Origin of the sequence: Clostridium sp. ATCC 25772 (assembly GCF_001573875.1) — a bacterium.
Taxonomy (GTDB): Bacteria; Bacillota; Clostridia; order Clostridiales; family Clostridiaceae; genus Clostridium_J; species Clostridium_J senegalense.
Map to the genome: position 1 here is coordinate 1 of NZ_LFRG01000057.1, position 20,268 is coordinate 20,268.

At 27.0% G+C, this 20,268-nt stretch carries 17 protein-coding genes; 1 reads left to right on the plus strand and 16 read right to left on the minus strand.

Annotated features, from left to right (window positions below; translation table 11 throughout):
• Positions 1-216 precede the first annotated feature (216 nt).
• The 3 genes from AZI32_RS15225 to AZI32_RS15235 form a co-directional block, all read right to left on the minus strand.
• Positions 217-1,215, minus strand: a complete 999-nt coding sequence (locus tag AZI32_RS15225; protein ID WP_061996635.1) for a DUF4003 family protein — start codon at positions 1,213-1,215, stop codon at positions 217-219.
• A 390-nt stretch (positions 1,216-1,605) separates the two neighbouring features.
• On the minus strand, positions 1,606-1,782 hold the full coding sequence (locus tag AZI32_RS15230) for a (2Fe-2S)-binding protein (RefSeq protein ID WP_061996636.1): 177 nt from the start codon (positions 1,780-1,782) through the stop codon (positions 1,606-1,608).
• A 108-nt stretch (positions 1,783-1,890) separates the two neighbouring features.
• Positions 1,891-3,237: an FAD-dependent oxidoreductase gene (locus AZI32_RS15235; RefSeq protein WP_061996637.1), complete on the minus strand. Its 1,347-nt coding sequence runs from the start codon at positions 3,235-3,237 to the stop codon at positions 1,891-1,893.
• A gap of 165 nt (positions 3,238-3,402) precedes the next feature.
• Here AZI32_RS15235 and AZI32_RS15240 point away from each other — a divergent pair, with 165 nt between their 5' ends.
• On the plus strand, positions 3,403-4,194 hold the full coding sequence (locus AZI32_RS15240; RefSeq protein WP_061996638.1) for an SDR family NAD(P)-dependent oxidoreductase: 792 nt from the start codon (positions 3,403-3,405) through the stop codon (positions 4,192-4,194).
• Between the two features lie 118 nt (positions 4,195-4,312).
• On the opposite strand, the gene AZI32_RS15245 is transcribed toward AZI32_RS15240, so the two are convergent.
• The 13 genes from AZI32_RS15245 to AZI32_RS18975 all read right to left on the minus strand — a co-directional run bounded on the left by AZI32_RS15245 (position 4,313) and on the right by AZI32_RS18975 (position 19,473).
• On the minus strand, positions 4,313-4,993 hold the full coding sequence (locus AZI32_RS15245; protein ID WP_061996639.1) for a pseudouridine synthase: 681 nt from the start codon (positions 4,991-4,993) through the stop codon (positions 4,313-4,315).
• 141 nt (positions 4,994-5,134) lie between these two features.
• Positions 5,135-6,601, minus strand: coding sequence for an IS1182 family transposase (locus tag AZI32_RS15250; RefSeq protein WP_061996640.1), 1,467 nt, complete (start codon positions 6,599-6,601; stop codon positions 5,135-5,137).
• 104 nt (positions 6,602-6,705) lie between these two features.
• The gene (locus tag AZI32_RS15255; RefSeq protein WP_061996641.1) at positions 6,706-6,942 is read right to left on the minus strand and encodes a TIGR04540 family protein; all 237 of its coding nucleotides are present in this window, start codon (positions 6,940-6,942) and stop codon (positions 6,706-6,708) included.
• A 14-nt stretch (positions 6,943-6,956) separates the two neighbouring features.
• A complete protein-coding gene (locus AZI32_RS15260) occupies positions 6,957-7,346 on the minus strand; it encodes a hypothetical protein (RefSeq protein ID WP_242865307.1) in 390 nt (129 codons plus the stop codon).
• A 502-nt stretch (positions 7,347-7,848) separates the two neighbouring features.
• On the minus strand, positions 7,849-9,609 hold the full coding sequence (locus AZI32_RS15265; protein WP_061996642.1) for an ABC transporter ATP-binding protein: 1,761 nt from the start codon (positions 9,607-9,609) through the stop codon (positions 7,849-7,851).
• 1 nt (position 9,610) lies between these two features.
• Complete coding sequence (locus tag AZI32_RS15270) at positions 9,611-11,341, minus strand: ABC transporter ATP-binding protein (protein WP_061996643.1); 1,731 nt, start codon at positions 11,339-11,341, stop codon at positions 9,611-9,613.
• A 551-nt stretch (positions 11,342-11,892) separates the two neighbouring features.
• Entirely contained in the window at positions 11,893-12,141 is a 249-nt protein-coding gene (locus AZI32_RS15275; protein WP_061996644.1) for a hypothetical protein, read from the minus strand.
• Positions 12,142-12,579: 438 nt separating this feature from the next.
• Entirely contained in the window at positions 12,580-14,100 is a 1,521-nt protein-coding gene (locus AZI32_RS15280; protein ID WP_061996645.1) for a YfcC family protein, read from the minus strand.
• Between the two features lie 344 nt (positions 14,101-14,444).
• Positions 14,445-15,959 (minus strand): YfcC family protein, encoded by a 1,515-nt coding sequence (locus AZI32_RS15285; RefSeq protein ID WP_061996646.1) that lies wholly within the window; start codon positions 15,957-15,959, stop codon positions 14,445-14,447.
• A gap of 437 nt (positions 15,960-16,396) precedes the next feature.
• Positions 16,397-17,674, minus strand: coding sequence for a uracil-xanthine permease family protein (locus tag AZI32_RS15290; RefSeq protein ID WP_061996647.1), 1,278 nt, complete (start codon positions 17,672-17,674; stop codon positions 16,397-16,399).
• A gap of 269 nt (positions 17,675-17,943) precedes the next feature.
• A complete protein-coding gene (locus tag AZI32_RS15295; protein WP_061996648.1) occupies positions 17,944-18,261 on the minus strand; it encodes a hypothetical protein in 318 nt (105 codons plus the stop codon).
• Positions 18,262-18,325: 64 nt separating this feature from the next.
• The gene (locus AZI32_RS15300) at positions 18,326-19,021 is read right to left on the minus strand and encodes an MgtC/SapB family protein (RefSeq protein WP_061996649.1); all 696 of its coding nucleotides are present in this window, start codon (positions 19,019-19,021) and stop codon (positions 18,326-18,328) included.
• Between the two features lie 302 nt (positions 19,022-19,323).
• A complete protein-coding gene (locus AZI32_RS18975) occupies positions 19,324-19,473 on the minus strand; it encodes a hypothetical protein (RefSeq protein ID WP_242865308.1) in 150 nt (49 codons plus the stop codon).
• Positions 19,474-20,268 lie beyond the last annotated feature (795 nt).

Consider the following 20,268-nt stretch of genomic DNA (forward strand, 5'->3'; position numbering starts at 1 on the left):
TCACTTCCTTTTATGAGTACATTTCAACACATTTTTACACTAATTTCAATAAATTTAGCAACTATTACTTAGCTCCTTTTATTATTCTCTAATAAAATTATAGCAATAATATATACTTTTTCTACATTTTGTATAAAAAAACTACTATTATTTATAAATTCTATATAAAACTTAGAACTATTTAAAAATAAGATTTAAATTTTATAATTATTATTTTTAATTTGATTTTGTTGATACATATATAAGTGATGCTATTGCAGCTATATTTATTATTTGCGTTTCTATTAATACATTAGTTATTGTATTTGTGGCTATGCTTTCTATCAATCCATTCACAACTTTATTTTTCATGGAATCAGTATATGATGACAATGTAAGTGCTACTGATACTACTGCTCTATTATCTTTTCCAAAGACAAAATTTCCAAATCCATTTTTTTCTAGCTCATCATCTACACTTTTTACATCATCTAAAAATTTATCATTATCATTAACAATAGATGTAACTATTCCAACTAACGGTAATAACTGCCCTTTCAAAGGGAAATCATTTTCCTTTAAAAATTTATATAGTTTTACAACCTTTAATGCCTTTTCTTCTACAGTCCCATTAGCAAAACTTAACATGTGTGTAAGTGTTTGAAGTTCGTTACTCTTATTAAATCCATTTTCACTTAAATACTTATAATTTTTTTCAATGCCATTAAATGTTTCATCTAAATTTTCACAAGTCATTGCTATCATTGCAGCTGCACAATAATCTTCTTTTGATGTTAAAAATTTATGATTTTTTCTCATTAACTCATAGGATATTTTTGTTCTTTCTACTGTTTCATATATACCATATTTTTTACCGTGTTTATATATGATGTTAGCCGCCATAACTAAATATTCGCTACTACTAAAATATTTCTGTAACTTTTCATATACTCCTTTAATTTCTAAAAAAACTAACTTAGGATTATGTGTTAAAGAAATTGTGGTAGCTAAACTAAGTAAAACGTTATCATTTTTAAAAACTGAAAAAAAAGATGTATTTTTATTTATCACTTTAATTGCCTCATTTGTACTTTTTGCATCTATAACCCTATTTTCTATAGCAAGTGATAGTGCATTACATGCTTTTATTAAGTTATTATTGTGTCTCTTAGTTTTTCCTAATTCTTCATAATTGCTTATCATTTTTAATATTTTATTTTTTAAACATTGCTCCATATTATCCCCCAATATTTCTACTAATCTATATTTAATAATTCAATTATAAATTTATTATATTGTAACATTTTAACTATTTTTGTCAAATTTTCATTTTTTCCCACAACCAAATAAACATAGTTTTCTATTTGTATATCGCTTTCAAACATTTATTACTTTTAAATTATATAGAAAAACAAGCTCCAACTTAAATTTATTCATTAACCTTAAAATATTTTCATACAAGATGCAGTGTTAAATTCTAAGTGATTCTGAGCATGTCTCACTATTTTAGGTATCCAATCTTTGGAATGGATAATTTTAAAAGTCAACTTAGAACCCCATACTTATATATTTTAAATTTAAAGTAAAAAACTATGCTATATCTTATTTTAGATATAGCATAGTTTTTTATTCTTCATATACTTTTATTAAAGTCTCTATTGTTCCTTCACATCTTCCGCCACGACATCCACCAGTTCCAGCACCAGTTTTTTCTTTTACATCTTCAAATGTTTTTGCTCCATTTTTTATAGATTCTATTATTTGTTCTTTTGTGACGCCTCTACAAAGACACACTTTTTCCATAATATTTTCTCCTTTTGTATAATAATATTTAACTTTATCATTGTGCAATATACATGTTTTAATTATTATACTTTATATTATATATTAATAATCATTATCTGTAAATAATTATTGTTGATATTTTTTCAATGCTTCTAAAGCTGCTATATTTAATAAGCTCCATGGCTTGTTAAAATGAGGTTGAAAGAAGAAATCTGTCATTGCTAGTTCTTCTATTGTCATATTGTTTTGTATTGCAACAGACAATGTATTCATAAATTGTGTTAAATCTACATCAGATATAATTTGACCACCTAAAATCCTTTTTGTATCCTTATCAAAAACTAGTTTTAAAGTAGCTTCCTTAAAAGTTGGCATAAATTCTGGTCTATAATTATCATTTATAATTACAGACTCTATATTTAATGATGTAGTTACTCTACCAACTTCCTCTGTTAAACCTGTAGATGCTATAGATTTACTATAAATCTTAATTCCTGAAGTACCTTGAGTTCCCATATATTTTAAAGTTGGATTTTTTATATTTTTCGCAACTAAAGTTCCCATTCTTACAGCATTAGTAGCCAACGGAATATATCTTGTATCTTTAGCTGGATTATATCTTACTACGCAACAATCTCCCGCTGCAAAAACATTCTCTTCACTTGTTCTCATATACTCATCAATTATTATTGCCCCATTTTTAAGTGTATCTAATTTACCTTTTATAATATTTGTATTTGGTGCAAATCCTATGCAAAGAATTACTAAATCTGCTTTATAACATCCCTTATCTGTTATTACTTTTGATACTTTTTTATCTGTACCTTCAAAACACTTAACTTTTTCACCTAACACTAAATTTATTCCATGATTTTCAAACTCTGATTCTGCTATATCTGTAAACTCTTTATCTAAATATTTAGACATTATTCTATTCTCAGCATCTATTAATGTTACATTTTTATTTTTCATTTCAAAAGCTTCTGCAAGCTCTACACCAATATATCCTGCTCCGATTATCACTACGTTCTTAGCATAATTACATTCTTTCTCAATTACTTTTGCATGATTATAGTTTTTACATAATAATATATTTTCTAAATCCTTACCTTCAAAATTAGGTACTATTGGCCAAGATCCTAATGTAAGAATTAACTTATCATAATTATCCTCAAATATTTCTTTTGTATTCAAGTTTTTAACTTTAACTATTTTCTTTTCCAAGTCTATATCTAAAACCTCATGTTCCATATTAGTTTTAACACCAATAGATTTTAAATTTTCTGGTGAGTTATAAAATAGTTTTTCTGTTTCTGTAACTACTCCCCCTATAGACAATGCTATACCACAAGATAAAAATGATATATTATTATTCTTTTCATAAACAACCACTTCACTGTTTGGATAATCTTCCTTTAAATTAACTATAGCCGCAGTTCCTGCATGAGTACATCCTATAACAATAACCTTCATAAAATCTCCTCCTAAACACCTTTTTAAATAATAATTATTAAATAATAATATTTATTATTTATATTGTATATGATTTTACATTATAAGTAAATAGCTTTTTATATTTTTTTTAATATTTTTTAATATTAATGTTAATAATACTTTTAAAAAGTTAAGGTGATTTTTATGAAGAAAATTTTAATAACTGGAGCTGGAACTGGAATAGGTAAATCTGCTGCTATAGCATTGTCCCTTCGTGGTCATCTAGTTTATGCTACAACACATACGGATAGTGAGGCTATTATATTAAATAGTATTGGTAAAAAATTAAATTTGCCAATAAAAAGTTTTAAACTTGATATAACAAATCCTATAGATAGAAATATAGTAACCAGTTTAAATTTAGATGTTTTAATAAACAATGCAGCTATTGGAGACTCTGGTTCTATTGCGGAAATTAATATTGAAAATTTTAAAAAAGTTTTTGAAACTAATGTTTTTTCCACTATTGAGCTTACACAATTAGTTCTTAAACAAATGATAAAAAATAATAGTGGTAAAATAATTTTTATTTCATCTCTTTTAGGTAAGACTATATATCCATTTCTATGCCCTTATGCTTCATCTAAATTTGCCCTAGAATGTATAGCCTTATCATTACGTGAAGAGCTTAATGAACTAAACAATAATAATATCCAAGTAACAATGATAGAACCAGGTGCTTATAATACAGGATTTAATCAAAAAAATATTTATAAGCAATTTACTTGGATGAAAAACAAATCATACTTTAAAAATAAAATTAATTACTTAAAAAGAAAACATCTTAATTATTTTAGTAAAATAGAAGTAAAATCAACATCCTCTATAGTAGATGAATATATTAAAGCTGTAGAATCAAAAAAAGTTAAACGTAGATATATTGCCCCTAAATCACAAGGAGTATATGTTAAAATTAAGCAAATTATAGGACTTTAGCTGAATTTAAAAATAGGTAACAAAAAAGTTTTAAAAAGGAGGCAGTTGAAAAACATATTGTTTTTTAGCTGTCTCCTAAAAAGAACCTTCTTTTAATATATTCTATTGTCATGTTTTATTAACACTTTTCTAACTCATTAATTTCTGCTTTTGTAAGATGCCTCCACTGTCCTATATCTAGTCCATTTATTTTTATATTAATAATTCTTATACGTTCCAGCCTCTTTACTGTATATCCACAAGTTTTAGCCATACGTCTTATTTGTTTGTTTATACCTTGAGTTAGAACTATATTAAAAGTATCTTCATTAATTTTCTTTACAATACATGGCCTTGTTTTAGCTCCTAAAATTTCAACTCCTTTGCCCATATTTTTAAGAAAATCATCATCAAAAGGTCTATCAACAGTTACTATATATTCTTTTTCATGAAAGTTTTTAGATTCTAAAATTTTGTTAGCAAGTTCACCATCATTGGTCATTATAATTAATCCTTGTGATTCTTTATCTAATCTTCCTACTGGAAATATGTATTCTTTATAGTCCATAAATTCAATTATGTTGCTTTTAACATCTTTTGCTGCAGTACATACAATTCCAACAGGCTTATTTAATGCTATATATATTTTTTCTTTTTCTTTTAAAGGTTTTCCATCTAAAAATATTTCATCTTCTAATTCAACCCATTGGCCTTTGCTGCAAAGTTCTCCATTGACAACTATCCTCTTTTCTTCAATAAATCTATTCCCATCCTTTCTGGAACAAATGCCAAAATTACTTAACAACTTATTTATTCTCATGTATTTTTTCCTTTCACTTTACAAGTATTTGTTTTAAATTCAACAAAACCTATCTAATAAATTAATTATACACCATAACTATTTTTTAAAATTAAGTTCAACATTCTAAATAAATATAAAAAAACGTGTATAATACACGCCTCAGACTGTAGACAAAAGGCATATTCTCATCACTGAGAACATGCCTTTTGAAGTTTTAATGATAAATTTCTGGTTATTTAAATATACTTTGCAAATAAAAGTATAGAGATGAGAAGACTTACGCCTTCTATTCCACAACCTATTGGCTAGTTTTTTTAAATTCATGCATGAGAAAATAAGCGTGACCTCCATCTTAACTTTAGCCAAACCTCTTAAATGAGTAAATCTCATGCCATGTTTTTCTTTTGCGTCAGCAAATACGCGTTCAATGGTTTCTTTTCTTCTTTTATATACACACTTAACATAGTTATCATGTCTAAGATGATCTGCTTCTTCTAAATACTCTTCCCAGACATGCCTTGTTACAACTTTTTGATTATTTTTACTGTTAGTACATCTAGGTTTAAATGAACAATTACCACAATCCGTAGGATTCGATTTATACACTTTGTATCCTTCTCTATTTGTAGTTGAATACTCAAGAATTTTATTATTAGGGCATATATAACAATCATTATATTCATCATAAACATATTCATATTTCTTTAAAAATCCATCTTTAGTCATAGGTCTTTTGTATGGCATAGAAGGTAAAATACTAGATTTTAATAAGAGTCTAGAAATATACGGAGTTTTATAGCCAGCATCAACAGCTACCGCTGCGATTTCAGCTTCATATCTTTCATTCACTTTGTTAAATACGTCTTCAAAAGCAACGCTATCATGAACATTACCTGCAGTAACGTCAAAGCCCAGAATAAAATTAGCGTCATCACAAGCGGTGTGTGCTAAGTAAGCGAAACATCTTTCTTTCTCATTCTTATGAAACATGCCACTTTCTTTATCTGTAGTACTTTGGACAATTTCCTTTGTTTCTATTTTTTCAGTTTTTTTAAATGGCTTTTTTCCATGATCCTGCCTATCGGCATCAATCTCTTTATCTAGTTGTTTCTGATATTTCTTAGCTTCTACCTTAACATTAACCTTCTCATACTTTTTCTTGTTGGCACTTGCCTTTATGTGAGTTGAGTCAATATATACCTGTTCAGCGGCAATTAGCCCTTCGGACTCAGCAATATCTAGTATCTCAGTAAAAATTTTAGTAAATAAATCTGTTTCAGCAAATCTTCTTTCATAGTTTTTACTGAAAGTAGAGAAGTGAGGTATTGGTTCACTTATGGAATATCCAATAAACCATCTGTAGGCTATATTTACCTGAATTTCCTTTATAGTTTGTCTCATTGAAGGTATGCCAAACAAGTATTGAATTAGTACTATTTTAATAAGCACTACAGGATCAATACTTGGTCTTCCAAAATCAGAGTATAGCTCTGATACTTCATTATATATAAAATTAAAATCTATAGCTTGATCAACTTTTCTTAACAAGTGGTCCCTTGGAACTAAATTTTCCAAGCTATTAAACTCAACTTGTGTTCTTAATTCTTTTCCTCTTTTAGTTAACATTTTCATCACCAGTATTATTTTACACAAAAAATAAGAAAGTGTCGACTTTGTCGACACTCTGAAACGTGTATAATACACGCCTTTTATATTTTACTATATTCAATTTATTTTTTATTATCTTTTACTATTTTATTTATAATATCTGCTCTTGATGTTTCTATTACAGTATGTATTTTTGAAGACATTTTATCATCTTTATAAATTCTTTCACCATTATGTTCAACAAGTATCATTACTTTTTCTTCTAAAGTTTCATATTCCATAAGGTCATCTAAATATGAATCTACTAAATCTTTTAAACATGTTGCTAATTCTTTTGGATTTTTATAAACCTTTCTCATATAATACTCCTTATTTATTTACTTAAAAATTCATTTAAATCATATTCTTCGCTTTTAGCAAATTCTAAGAAAACTTCTTCTTCTATTTCTTTAAACTGTCTAGTATTTACTAAAACTAATTCTTGCATAACTAACTTAACGTCTATCTTACCAACAACTTTAACCATATCAACTTTAGTTAAAGCATTTAATATTCCTTCTGCACTCTTTTCTCTTGAAATAATAGCATTATTAGATTTCGGAAGAGATGTTTTGTAATCTAACGTAATACCATCATAAAACTCTCCAAATTCATCATATAACTCTAATGCTATATTATTTGTTTCTAAATATCTTTCCATTGTACAAGTTAAGTTTAATCCTTGCCATGAAATTTTTTTACTAAATATATTTAAAGTTGACATTTATAAAACCTCTTTCCATGGTAATTTATTTTAGCACTTCAATATGCCTTGTAAAATATATAATAAAATTTTATATTAATGAATTCATAATACAAAACTCAACATATATTATCTATATTTTACTCCCTTCAAATTATATTATATTAAGCTTAAATTAAATTATTATATTATATTAGCTTAAAACTGAATATTTTATTTAATTACAATATGAATTTATTGTACATTTAATATTATATATATTTTTTTTGTATAGTAAAGTAAATTTATAAATTTATTTACATCAACCTCTATAATCTATTCTGTCTTTAAAAATAGTTTTTCTTAATCATATATATTTATTCATAAATATATATATTTTTTTGCTAATATAATTTTAATATTTAGATTTTTAATTTATAAGTATTTGATGAAAAATAATCTAAACATACAAGATGTAAAACTAAAAAGTTATCTTAAAATAGAGTATAATCTCTATTTTAAGATAACTCCTTATTAGCCTAAATTATGCTCCTTCGCTTAAAAAACTATATTGAGCACAATATAAATTATAATAGTATCCTTTTGACCTTAATAACTCTTCATGAGTACCTTGTTCAACTATTTCTCCGTGTGATAGAACAAATATTTTATCACAATCTCTTATAGTTGATAGTCTATGAGCTATTACTATAGATGTTCTACCTTCCATAAGCTTCTTTATTCCTTCTTGAACTAATCTTTCTGTTTCCGTGTCAATATTTGCAGTTGCTTCATCTAAAATTAATATTCTAGGATCAGCAATTAATGCTCTTGCAAAAGCTATAAGTTGTCTTTGTCCTAACGATAGTCTAGAACCTCGCTCATTTACTTCTGTATCATAGCCATTTTCTAATTTTTCAATAAAAGAATGAGCATTTACTGCTTTTGCAGCTGCTATAACTTCTTCATCAGTTGCTCCAAGTTTTCCGTATTTAATATTTTCCTTTATCGTTGTAGAAAATAAAAATGAATCCTGAAGCATTATTCCCATTTGACTACGCAAACTTTCTAATTCAACAGTTCTTATATCTATACCATCTATAAAAACTTTACCTAGTGTAGGATCATAAAACCTACTTAAAAGATTTGTTATGGTTGTTTTTCCTGCCCCTGTTTCTCCAACAAGTGCTACTTTTTCTCCTGCTTTTAGTGTGAAATTAGTATTTTTCAGTGCATTAATACCATCATTTTCATAAGAAAATGTTACATTTTCAAATTTTATATTACCTTTTATCTTCGGCAATTTTTTAGTAGCTCCATTTACTATCATATCATTAGTAGTATCTAATATATCAAATATTCTTTCTGCTGCTGAAAGATTTGTTATAAATGCATTATAAAATGATGCTAAATTCATTATAGGCCTCCATAACATTTCTATATACATAATAAACGCCATTAATGTTCCCATAGATAAGCTATCCTTTAAAACTAATCTATATCCAGCAAATAACACTACAGATATTCCAATACCTCTACACAAATCAACTATTGGCCAAAAATAATCCTGAACTTTTACAGCAGTTAAAAATCCATTTCCGTGAGCATTTAAATTTTCCTGAAATTTTTCTTTCGCATATTTTTCTCTACTAAAACCTTGGATAACTCTCATACCTGAAAAGGCCTCATGGGTATATCCAAGCAATGTGGATCTTTTTTCCCTATAATTACTCCAAAGTTTATTAGATTTTATTTCAATAAAAAACATTGCCCCTAAAAGTATAGGTAATACTATAACACATATCATAGCTAAAATTGGATTTAATATAAACATCATTATAACTACCAATGATACTGTAAATATGTTAGGTATTAAATTTACAATACTATTATTCAAAAGATTTTGAAGAGCATTAACATCTCCAACAACTCTTGAAAGTATTTTTCCTACTGGTCTATTATCAAAAAATGAAAAGCTCAAAGTTTGAATATGAGTATATAATTCATGTCTTATATCTATTAAAACTTTATTTGTTATTTTACTCATAGATAAAATTCTTATTTTGGAAAGTAACATAGCTAAGATATTTATGGCTACAAGTACTAACCCAATACTAAATAAACCTTTTACATCTTTTATACTAACAAATCTATCTATAGAAACTTTCATTAGATATGGATTTAATGTGTTACAACTCATTACAATAAGTAATAATAATATAACTCCTAAAGTTTTCCATTTGTATGGTTTTATATAATCACCTAACCTTCTCACTGTCTTCCATTTATGAACTTTATTTTCCATATTAACTCACCTCCTGTATTAGTTCAAAATCTTTAAATTGATGACGATAAATATTATAATAATAGCCCTGTTTTTTCAACAAACTCTCATGATTTCCTATTTCTACAATTTCTCCGTCTTTCATAAATATTATAATATCTGCATCTTTAACTCCTGAAATTCTATGAGCTATTATAAATGTTGTTGGCCTATTTTCCATTTTAGAAAGGTTTTTAAGAACATTACGCTCTGTCTCCATATCCAATGCAGATGTTGCATCATCTAAAATTAATATTGAACTTTTTCTTATTATGCCTCTTGCAATTGCAAGTCTTTGTTTTTGTCCACCGGATAATCCTACTCCTCTTTCTCCTACTTCAGTATTATATCCTTCTGAAAGTTCTGATATAAATTCGTAAGCACAGCTATCTTTTGATGACTTAACAACATCTTCTTCACTATGATTTCCACCAAAATCAATATTATTTTTTATTGTGTCTGAAAAAAGAAATGTATCTTGAAAAACTACTGACATACTTTCCCTTAACTTTTCCAAATCCCACTCTTTTACATTCACACCATCTACTTTAATTTCACCGTCAAAAACATCATAATATCTTCCTATTAAAGATATTAATGAACTTTTTCCACATCCTGTTGCTCCCATTATTGCAACAGTACTTCCTCTTGGAATATTAAGATTTATATTTTTTAGAATTTCTTCATCTTTATATTTAAAATTCACCTTTTCAAATTCAATATTTCCTAAAACATTTTCAGGTTTATATGCATTTTCACTTGATTTTATTTCTGGTTGTCTTTCTAATATTTTAAATATCTTATCAAGCGAAGCCTTATTTTGAGATAACAAATTTACAAGCCACCCAAAATTTCTAACACAAAATGATATATTCAATATATAACTACTAAACGCAAGTATTGTACCAAAAGATATGCTTCCATTTATAGTTAATAATCCCCCAAATATTATTATAGTTATAGGAGCTAAATTAGTTAAAAAGTCAACAGTTGGTATAAACTTACTTAGCAATGTAGCTTGAGCAATATTCAAATTATAATACTGTTTATTTACATTTAAAAATTTAGAAATTTCATGTTTTTCTCTTGCAAATGCTTTAACAAGTCTTATTCCTGATATATCCTGTTGAGCCATTGAATTAATTTGTGCTGTTTGATCACTTATCTTAGAATAGATATCACAAAATTTCTTATCAAATATGACCCCTAAAAATCCCACTGGTAGTAACACTAAAAGTGATATACCTGTCAAAAATGGATTTAATTTAAACATTATAACTGTAGATATCATAAAAAGTATTATTCCTTCAATTAAAAGTCTCATCCCAAAACCTAAAGTTTCCCAGACAGTATCTACATCTTCCGCTATTCTGGACATCAATTCACCTGTATTGGTATTATCAAAAAATGAGAATTCAAAACATTGAATTTTATCAAATAAATCCTCTCTCATTTCCTTTGCTACATTAAGAGCAAATTTATCAAAAAGATATTCTTTAATATACCCAATTATAGAACGAGCTAATGTAAGGCATATAAATATGAAAAAGAATTTTCCAATGTACTCCCATTTATTATTTAACATAATATCATCTACAAATATCTTTTGAAGATACGGAAAAGTACTATCAATAGTAAGTGCTATTATCATAGTTGCAATTGGTATTACTAATGCTTTCATGTGTTTTAAGATATAGTTTTTAAATAACTTCATTAAGATTCACCCCTTTTTCACTGTAACATTATAAGTTATTTTACTTTGTAATATAAAAACAAAAAGACTTTCCATTAACCACTCTAAGATTAATAGAAAGTCTTTTTTAGTTAAAAATTACTTAAAATATTTTTATTTTAACGCAACTATGTCAATAATACTTTTATTTTAAAAGTATCTTTAAAAATATTTTACTAATTAAAAACATTAAAACCGAGCTATATTTTCACCTAGAGGTAAGAACAATAATTTATTAAATTTTAAATTAATTAACACATTTATTATATTTAAATTAGTTTTCATGATCTTACCTCCTTTTTTCAAATCTTCATTATTTTATATTACATTTAAATATTACATTGTTTTTTTAAAATGGTCAATACAATTAAATGAATTTTCTCAATTTTGAAACATTTTTTACAAAAAGTATTTATTTTACAAAAGACACCACAGGTTATACCTGTGGGTCTAAAAAATTTTTAGTTATGTATAGAAAATAATTATAAAAAGTTTAATGTTTAAAAGAAAGACTAGGTATATAGATGTATATATTATGTTCTATCGGTATGTTTGTTTATAATTGATTTTATATAAAGTATAAAAACAAATACAATTATTAATAATTGTATTACATTTATAGCTACTATAAATGTATTGCTTAATAGTTTCTCTAAAAATGCTACTCTACAAAAATCTATAAAGAAAAAGATTACCATAAATAATACTTTTATATTTTTTTTATTGCTATACCACCAACATAAAAACAAGAAAAATATAAGGCCTTTTATTATAATATTCAAATAAATTCCTCCCAATATAATGGTCTATTATACTAAACTATTATTTTTCTATTTTAAATATTTAATTAATTTATATTTTTTATTTATAATTATTAACTAATATAGGGATGTAATCTATAACTTAAATTTATACATAAAATCTTTGTTATCAGTTGAGAAAAATAAGTACAAATATAGTTAGTTAAGAATTAAAAATTATTGATGAAAATGAGTATCAGTTTCTTAAAGTTAAAAATACGTTTAGAATTACTAGAAGCAAAGTGAGTAGTAATAACCATAACTATTAACTCTTAACTAAAATAATCTGTTAGTTATTGAAAAAGTATATAAAAATAAAACAGGAACAATTCCTGTTTTATTTTTATATCGCCTTTATAGTTACATCTATAAATACTTCTGTAAAATCTGAAACAACATTTTTAAGTTCATTTTAATATTTTATAATGGAACATATGCTTCTAAAATTAATAATACAATAGCCAATCCAGCTATCAATCCCATTAGTGGCAATACAAACTTTAACCATTTATTATAAGTTACATCTACCATTTCTAATGTAGCTAATATAAGTCCTGTCGGTGTTATAAATGCCATAAGTCCTTGACCATAAGCATAAGTACTAACTATAACATCTCTTGATAATCCAACAGTATCTGCAAGTGGTGCCATTATTGGCATAGCTAAAGTTGCAAGTCCAGACGCTGATGGTATAAAGAATCCTAATACACAGAATATAATCATCATAACTATTATGAATAACACTGAATTCATTCCATTTACTAAGTTAGATGAATAAAATAATATACTATCACTTATTAAGCCATTGTCCATTATCATGTTAACGCCTCTAGCAACACCTATAATAAGAGCAACACCTATTAAATCTGCCGCTCCAGCTACAAATTTGTCTACAAAGGTTTTTTCTCCCATTCCAGATACTACACCTATTAGTATTCCTATAAATAGGAATAGGGCTGTCATTTCTTCAAACCACCAACCTTTGGTTGCTACTCCCCAAATCATAATAATAAATCCTAATAGCAATAAAATTAACATTAATTTTCTTCTAAAATTAAAATTAGGTATATTTTCAGGATTATATCCACTTAAGAACTTTTCTTCTATATGCTTTTTATCTTCATATACAACGGATAATTTAGCATTCTTTTGAACCTTTTTAGCATAATAAATTATATATATAATACATACTATCATAGAAAGTACTAGTCCTATAATTCTCCAAGTAAGTCCTTCTGTAAAATTTATTCCTGCAGCATTTGAACCTATAACAACACAAAACGGATTTACTGTTGAGAACATCGTTCCCAATGATGAGCCTAAATATATTGCTGCTATACATACAATTGCATCATATCCTGCAACCAAGAAAATTGGCATTAGTATAGGATAAAAGGCTATGGTTTCTTCTGCAAGACCAAAAGTTGTCCCACCTAAAGATACCGCAGCAGAAACTATTATTATAAGTAATACTTCTCTCCCCTTTGTAGCCTTTGAAAGACTAGCTATACCTGCATCAAAGGCTCCAGAATGATTTATTACTCCAATAATACCACCTAAGATAAATACAAACATTATTATACCTATAGTGTCATAAACTCCCGCTATCGGAGCAGAAATTATATCATATAATCCCTGTGGATTGCTTTCAACCACTTCATAAGTATCAGGTATTGCTATAGGTTTACTTATACTTCCATCCTTAAATTTTTGTATATCTACTTTAATATTAAGTTTATCTAAAGACTCCTGAGTTGCCTCTAAATTTTCTATTTCTCCCTTTGGCTTAGTTACTACTAATGCTTCACTCTCACTATCATACTTAAGCTTTGCATAATTTCCAGCTGGAACTATGTATGTAAGTATTGCGGCTAAAATAAGCACTATAAATAAAACCGTAAAAGCCGTCGGGAAAGACTTTTTCTTCTTTTCTTTTGACATTTCAATCCCCCAATTCTTGTAATCTTTTACATATCCTATTATAGTACTACACCGTTATTTTTTTCAATAGTTTTTATATTTAGAAAACTAACTTTATACCTACATTTTTTCCTTATTTAAAGTTGTTTAAAAATATTTTTGAAAAAACTATAAAATATCCATTTAAATCCTTTTTATTGTTTTTTTTACTATTATTCTACAAAATAATATATAGTCTAAATATATTATCTTTATCTTACCACTAGATTATTAAAACTATGTTACTAATATATATATATTACATTAACTATAAAAAAATTAAAGTAGGCGATGAAAATCATCTCCTACTTTAATTTTTTATTACCTTAAATTAATACTTGAAGTATTAACATTACTATTCCTATTCCACCTATCATACCCATTAATGGTAATACGAATTTTAGCCATTTGTTATAAGTTACATCTACCATTTCTAATGATGCAAGTATAAGCCCTGTTGGAGTTATAAATGACATCAAACCTTGACCATACATATATGCACTAACAATACCATCTCTTGATATTCCAACTGAATCTGCAAGTGGTGCCATGATTGGCATTGCAAGTGTTGCAAGTCCTGAAGATGATGGTATGAAAAATCCTAATACACAAAATATCACTACCATAACAAGTATAAATAATATTGAATTCATACCAGTTACTAAATTAGATGATCCATAAAGTATAGTGTCGCTTATCAAGCCATTTTCCATTATTATGTTAACGCCTCTAGCAACACCTATAATAAGAGCAACACCTATTAAATCTCCTGCTCCTGTTATAAACTTCTCAACAAACACTTTTTCTCCCATACCAGAGATAACTCCGATAACTATTCCTACTATTAAGAATAGTGCTGTCATATCTTGGAATCCCCAACCTTGAGTTGAAACCCCCCAAACCATAACTACAAAGGCAAGTGCAAATATTATTAACATAAGTTTTCTTCTTATATTAAAATTTGGAAGATTATTAGCATCATATCCACTTAAGAATTTTTTGTCTATATGTTCTTTATCTTCAAATATGTAAGAATTTTTCGCATCCTTTTGTACTTTTTTTGCATAGCGAATTATATATATTAATGCTAATCCTGTTGCCAATACAAGTCCTATTCCTCTGAACATAATACCATCTGTAAAGTTTACTCCAGCGGCATTTGAACCTGTAACAACTGAAAATGGATTAGTTGTTGCAAACATTGTTCCTATCGTTGAACCTAAGTATATTGCAGCTATACATACTAACGCATCATAACCTGATACTAAATATATTGGCATAAGTATAGGATAGAATGCTATAGTTTCTTCTGCTAATCCAAAACTTGTTCCTCCTGCTGCTACTAATACAGTAACTATAACTATAAGTAACATTTCTCTTCCTTTTGTAGCTCTTGATAGACTAGCAATCCCTGCATCAAAAGCTCCAGAATGGTTTATAACTCCGATAATTCCACCTAAAATAAATACAAACATTATAATATCTATTGAATCATACACACCTTGTATTGGTGCTGATAAAATTTTCACTAAACCTTGTGGATTACTTGGAAGTTCTTCATATGTATCTGGAATTGCTATTGGCTTGCTAATGCTTCCTTCTGTAAATTTTTCAACATTAACTTTAACACCTAAGCTTTCCAAAGTTTCTTGTGTTGCTGGCAACTCTTTAGTGTCACCTTTCGGCATTGTTATAACAAACTTGTCTGCTTCTGTATTATATTTAAGTTTAGCATAGCTTCCTGCTGGCACTAAGTAAGTTAATAACGCTACAAGTATTAACACTATAAATAATACCGTAAAGGCCGTCGGGAAGGATTTTTTCTTCTTTTCGTTACTCATTATTTTTCCTCCTTGTTGTTAAATTTTTGTTAAAATTGTTACAATTTAATTATATATTTCTCTTCATCTTTTTTCAAGTATTTTCGACATACTTTTATAATTTTTCTGTCAATTTTCTATTTTCTCTTAAATTGAACAAAGTGTTTATGTAATAAATACTTTGTTTTTAATTATAGTATAATTTTTTATTAAATATTATTTATTTTTCATTATTAATTGTATTTTTTTCATTATTTCCATTCATTTATTATTAACTTTTTATTAATATATTTTATTAATGTTAATGCTTAATTTTTGTTGTTTCATATGTTTTTCCAACATAACTCACTATCAAATAATTAAACTTTTATATCTTAAAAATATTTATCTGCTAAATTTAAAAATGCTTTAAGATGTTTGCCATCTTAAAGCATTCTTTATTCTATTATTCTATTATTCTATATATTTTTATTTTCTTTTATTACTTTCCTATTTATAATACTATTTAAAAGTACACCTAATATTGCTGCTAAACTCAATCCTGAAATCTTTACTGTTTCTGTAATTGGAATTCCTAAAACTATACCAAAGTTTCTTTCTAGTATGCCAGTTCCTAAACCTACTATTAATATAGTTGCCATAACTATTATGTTCTTAAAATTAAATTTCACACCTTCATTTTTTATACTTTTCACACCTACCATCGAAATCATAGAGAATAGTATTAAACTTATTCCTCCCATAACGCAAGATGGTATTGATTGTAAGAACCCTCCTACTTTAGCTACAACCCCTAGTAATATAGCTATTACAGCTGTTAACCTTAATATAGATGGATCATAATTTTTTGTTAAAGCTAGTACTCCTGTATTTTCTCCATAAGTAGTATTAGCCGGTCCACCTATTAACGCAGAAAACATTGTTGCAAGACCATCACCAAGTAATGTTTTATTTAACCCTGGATCCTCTATAAAGTTTTTCCCTACAACTTGTCCATTGGTTGTTATATCCCCAACATGTTCCATTAATACAGCTAGTATTACTGGTGCTATAACAGCTACTGATGCTAAATCAAATTTAGGCAAATTGAAAGCTGGCATTGCTATTAATGGTGCATTAGCTATTATAGATGTATCAACAATTTGTAATACTAACGATATGCTATAACCTATTATAACTGCTATTAATATTGACAATTGTTTTAAAAAACCTTTACCAAAAGTTTTAATTACTATGGCTGTCATAAGTGTTATTGCTGCTATTAATAAATTTTCTGATGCCATATTAAATGCCGTAGGTATTAAGTTTAAACCTATTACTATAATCATAGGTCCTACCACTTGTGCTGGCAAATATCTTTTTATATTTTTAACACCTACTTTTTTTACCCCGAAGGATAATATCACATATAAAAATCCTGCTACCATGATTCCACCTTGAGCATAACTTAAGTCACCGCCATGCATTTCACTAACTGATATTATTACAGATATGAATGCAAAAGATGACCCTAAGAATACTGGAACTTTTCCTTTAGTACAAAAATGAAATATTAACGTTCCACATCCTGCTGCTATAAGTGCTATTGATGGATTAAAACCTGTTAATATCGGAACTAAAACGGTAGCTCCAAACATAGCTATTAGGTGTTGACTCGCTAAAATTATTCTTTTTAATTTAGCTAGTAAACATCCTCCCTCATTTGATTTGGATATAGATATTGCTTTTTCTGTCATAACAAAACCTCCTGAAAAATTTTTTCAAGGAGAAATTAACTTTCTCCTTTTCAGCCTCTCTGGACTGATTTAAAGGCAATATTGTCTTTAATTTGATAATCTTTGTTCTAAGTTATTTACTTTATATAATATTTTATAATAAAAAAACTTCTTGCATGACTGCAAGAAGTTATAATATTCCTAGTTATAATAGTAATATTTCAACTTAACTTATTAAATCTTGCAGCCTCTCTGGACTATTTTAAAGATTATTATTTTTATTAAGTATATCACTTTCTTTTAGGCTTTACAAGTATTAAATTATTAAATTTCATAGCTTTGGTAGTTATTTTTATAATATCATTATAAACTTTTTTACTATCTACCTGAACGATTTCGCCATTTGTGACCCGCTCAACAATCTTATCTAACTTTTCTGGTGGATCTATTTTTCTATTAAGATCATTGTGCCAGACAACTATATGCCGACATTCTTCTAATGTTAATACTCTTCTCTCTTTATCTTCAAATCTCTTTAAAGTTATTACCATAACATATAAAGACACTATAAGTATTATAAGAGAACCGTTTTCTATAACTGTACCCATTACATTACTCTCCTTGTTGTTATTTTCTATTTACTTAATTAATTGTTTGAGTTTAATTTTATATTCAAATAAACTTAACTTGTATAAACTTTTGAGTTAAAATAATATTATCTAAAAGTTCTAATATATCAACACTTATTGGAATCATCATATAGTATGTGCAACTTTCAATTTTTTTATTACTTTCTTCTTTTACACTGCACTCCATTCCACATATTTTTATATTTTCTTCTTTTAAAATTTCATAGAAAACTTTTGTAGCTTCATATTTATCTTCATATTCTAAATATATTTTCATTTTTTTACCGTCTGCATACTTATTCTCTGCTTTTTTAAAAAACACCAAAACAAAATACACTGCTATAGTTGAAACTATTGATAAAAAATAGAACCCCATTCCAACACCAAGGCCTATACATGCAACTGCCCATATAGATGCTGCTGTTGTAAGACCTTTCACTAACCCTTTTTCATGTATTATTGTTCCTGCACCTAAAAATCCGACTCCTGTTATTACTTGTGCTCCAAGCCTACATAAATCCACTTTTAACACTTGAGAAAGTTCTGGATTAGTACTTATTAGGTTAATTGCATATTCCATTGTACAAAGTTGTACCATAGATGTAACTGTAGCACCTACACAAACCAACATGTGAGTTCTAAGCCCTGCTGGTCTACGATTGTTCTCTCTATCCTGTCCAATAACCCCTCCAATAATAAAAGCTAATAATAGTCTAATAACTATATCTGTCCACTCCATAGCTACACCCCCACAATTTAACCTCTAAGCTAATAACAGCTTATAAAACAAAAAATTTATGTACTATATAATTACTCCTTAGCACAAATCATCATATTTCTTCACTTGTTAAAATTTTAACTTTTTAGTTTTTATTAAGTCCTTGTTAAAGTACATTTCAAATATTTACTTGTACTAATATGGTATGTAACTATATACTCTTTTGTGATTATTTTTCACTTTAATTTTTTTATTTTAAAACTAAAAGTGGTGCCTGTTTTGGCACCACTTTTAATTTATTTATAATTAATATATTTTAAAGACTAACTACAACTTGAGCAAGATGCGCATCCGCCACCTTCTGATTTAGTTTCAGGCTCTATAGAAAATCCACCCATTCCATTTTCTTCACTGGATAATATTGTTAATTTACCAAATTGTGCAGTGACATCTTTATCTACTAAGAATGTCAAACCTTGCATTTCTTCAGTGTTATCTGATTCTTTTTGTTCATCCAGAACAAGACTAAATGCTGGACCTCCTCAGCCCATACCTGCAAAATGTATTCTTATTACATCAGCTGTAACTTCATTATCATTTAAGAATTGTTTAAATTCTTTAAATGCATTTTCACTTATTTTAACAATACTCATTTTTATCCCTCTTTCTTCCTTTTTTTAAATAATAAGACAAAGTTATTGATAATAATTATTATTTAGTCGCAAATTAATAATAATACATATTAAAACTCATTGCAATATGTTTTTATTATTATATTCAAAAATATAATTACTACTCTATCTATATTTTTAAAAATAAAAAACTGAAGAATAATTTTTAACTCTTCAGCTAGAAACTTTTAATATTTATAATTTTAATATCTTATTTTACTTGTTTTTATATTGTTCTAAAATCATATTTTACAAATTATAATTTTAACATACCTAAAAAATTATATATACTAAAAATCCACTTATATCTAAGGAATAAATATTAAAACTTCTTATGATTTGTACATAAATTAAACTTTAAGATTATTTTTCTATATATTATAGGGAAACAAGCTCCAACTTAAATTTATTCAATAACCTTAAAATATTTTCATACAAGATTCAGCATTGACTTCTAAATGATTCGGAGCATGTCTCACTATTTTAGGTATCCAAGTTTTGGAATGGATAATTTTAAGAGTCAACTTGGAACCCTATATAGGGAAACAAGCTCGAATTTAAATTTATTCATCAAATTTTTGTTATCAGTTGAGAAAA

What these genes read in the sequence shown, in the direction of transcription:
- AZI32_RS15290 (WP_061996647.1), bottom strand. Translation starts at nt 17,674, where the DNA reads ATGACAGAAAAAGCAATATCTATATCCAAATCAAATGAGGGAGGATGT.
- AZI32_RS15250 (WP_061996640.1), bottom strand. Translation starts at nt 6,601, where the DNA reads ATGTTAACTAAAAGAGGAAAAGAATTAAGAACACAAGTTGAGTTTAAT.
- AZI32_RS15240 (WP_061996638.1), top strand. Translation starts at nt 3,403, where the DNA reads ATGAAGAAAATTTTAATAACTGGAGCTGGAACTGGAATAGGTAAATCT.
- AZI32_RS15230 (WP_061996636.1), bottom strand. Translation starts at nt 1,782, where the DNA reads ATGGAAAAAGTGTGTCTTTGTAGAGGCGTCACAAAAGAACAAATAATA.
- AZI32_RS15235 (WP_061996637.1), bottom strand. Translation starts at nt 3,237, where the DNA reads ATGAAGGTTATTGTTATAGGATGTACTCATGCAGGAACTGCGGCTATA.
- AZI32_RS15280 (WP_061996645.1), bottom strand. Translation starts at nt 14,100, where the DNA reads ATGTCAAAAGAAAAGAAGAAAAAGTCTTTCCCGACGGCTTTTACGGTT.
- AZI32_RS15255 (WP_061996641.1), bottom strand. Translation starts at nt 6,942, where the DNA reads ATGAGAAAGGTTTATAAAAATCCAAAAGAATTAGCAACATGTTTAAAA.
- AZI32_RS15245 (WP_061996639.1), bottom strand. Translation starts at nt 4,993, where the DNA reads ATGAGAATAAATAAGTTGTTAAGTAATTTTGGCATTTGTTCCAGAAAG.
- AZI32_RS15225 (WP_061996635.1), bottom strand. Translation starts at nt 1,215, where the DNA reads ATGGAGCAATGTTTAAAAAATAAAATATTAAAAATGATAAGCAATTAT.
- AZI32_RS15265 (WP_061996642.1), bottom strand. Translation starts at nt 9,609, where the DNA reads ATGGAAAATAAAGTTCATAAATGGAAGACAGTGAGAAGGTTAGGTGAT.
- AZI32_RS15270 (WP_061996643.1), bottom strand. Translation starts at nt 11,341, where the DNA reads ATGAAGTTATTTAAAAACTATATCTTAAAACACATGAAAGCATTAGTA.
- AZI32_RS15295 (WP_061996648.1), bottom strand. Translation starts at nt 18,261, where the DNA reads ATGGGTACAGTTATAGAAAACGGTTCTCTTATAATACTTATAGTGTCT.
- AZI32_RS15260 (WP_242865307.1), bottom strand. Translation starts at nt 7,346, where the DNA reads ATGTCAACTTTAAATATATTTAGTAAAAAAATTTCATGGCAAGGATTA.
- AZI32_RS15300 (WP_061996649.1), bottom strand. Translation starts at nt 19,021, where the DNA reads ATGGAGTGGACAGATATAGTTATTAGACTATTATTAGCTTTTATTATT.
- AZI32_RS15285 (WP_061996646.1), bottom strand. Translation starts at nt 15,959, where the DNA reads ATGAGTAACGAAAAGAAGAAAAAATCCTTCCCGACGGCCTTTACGGTA.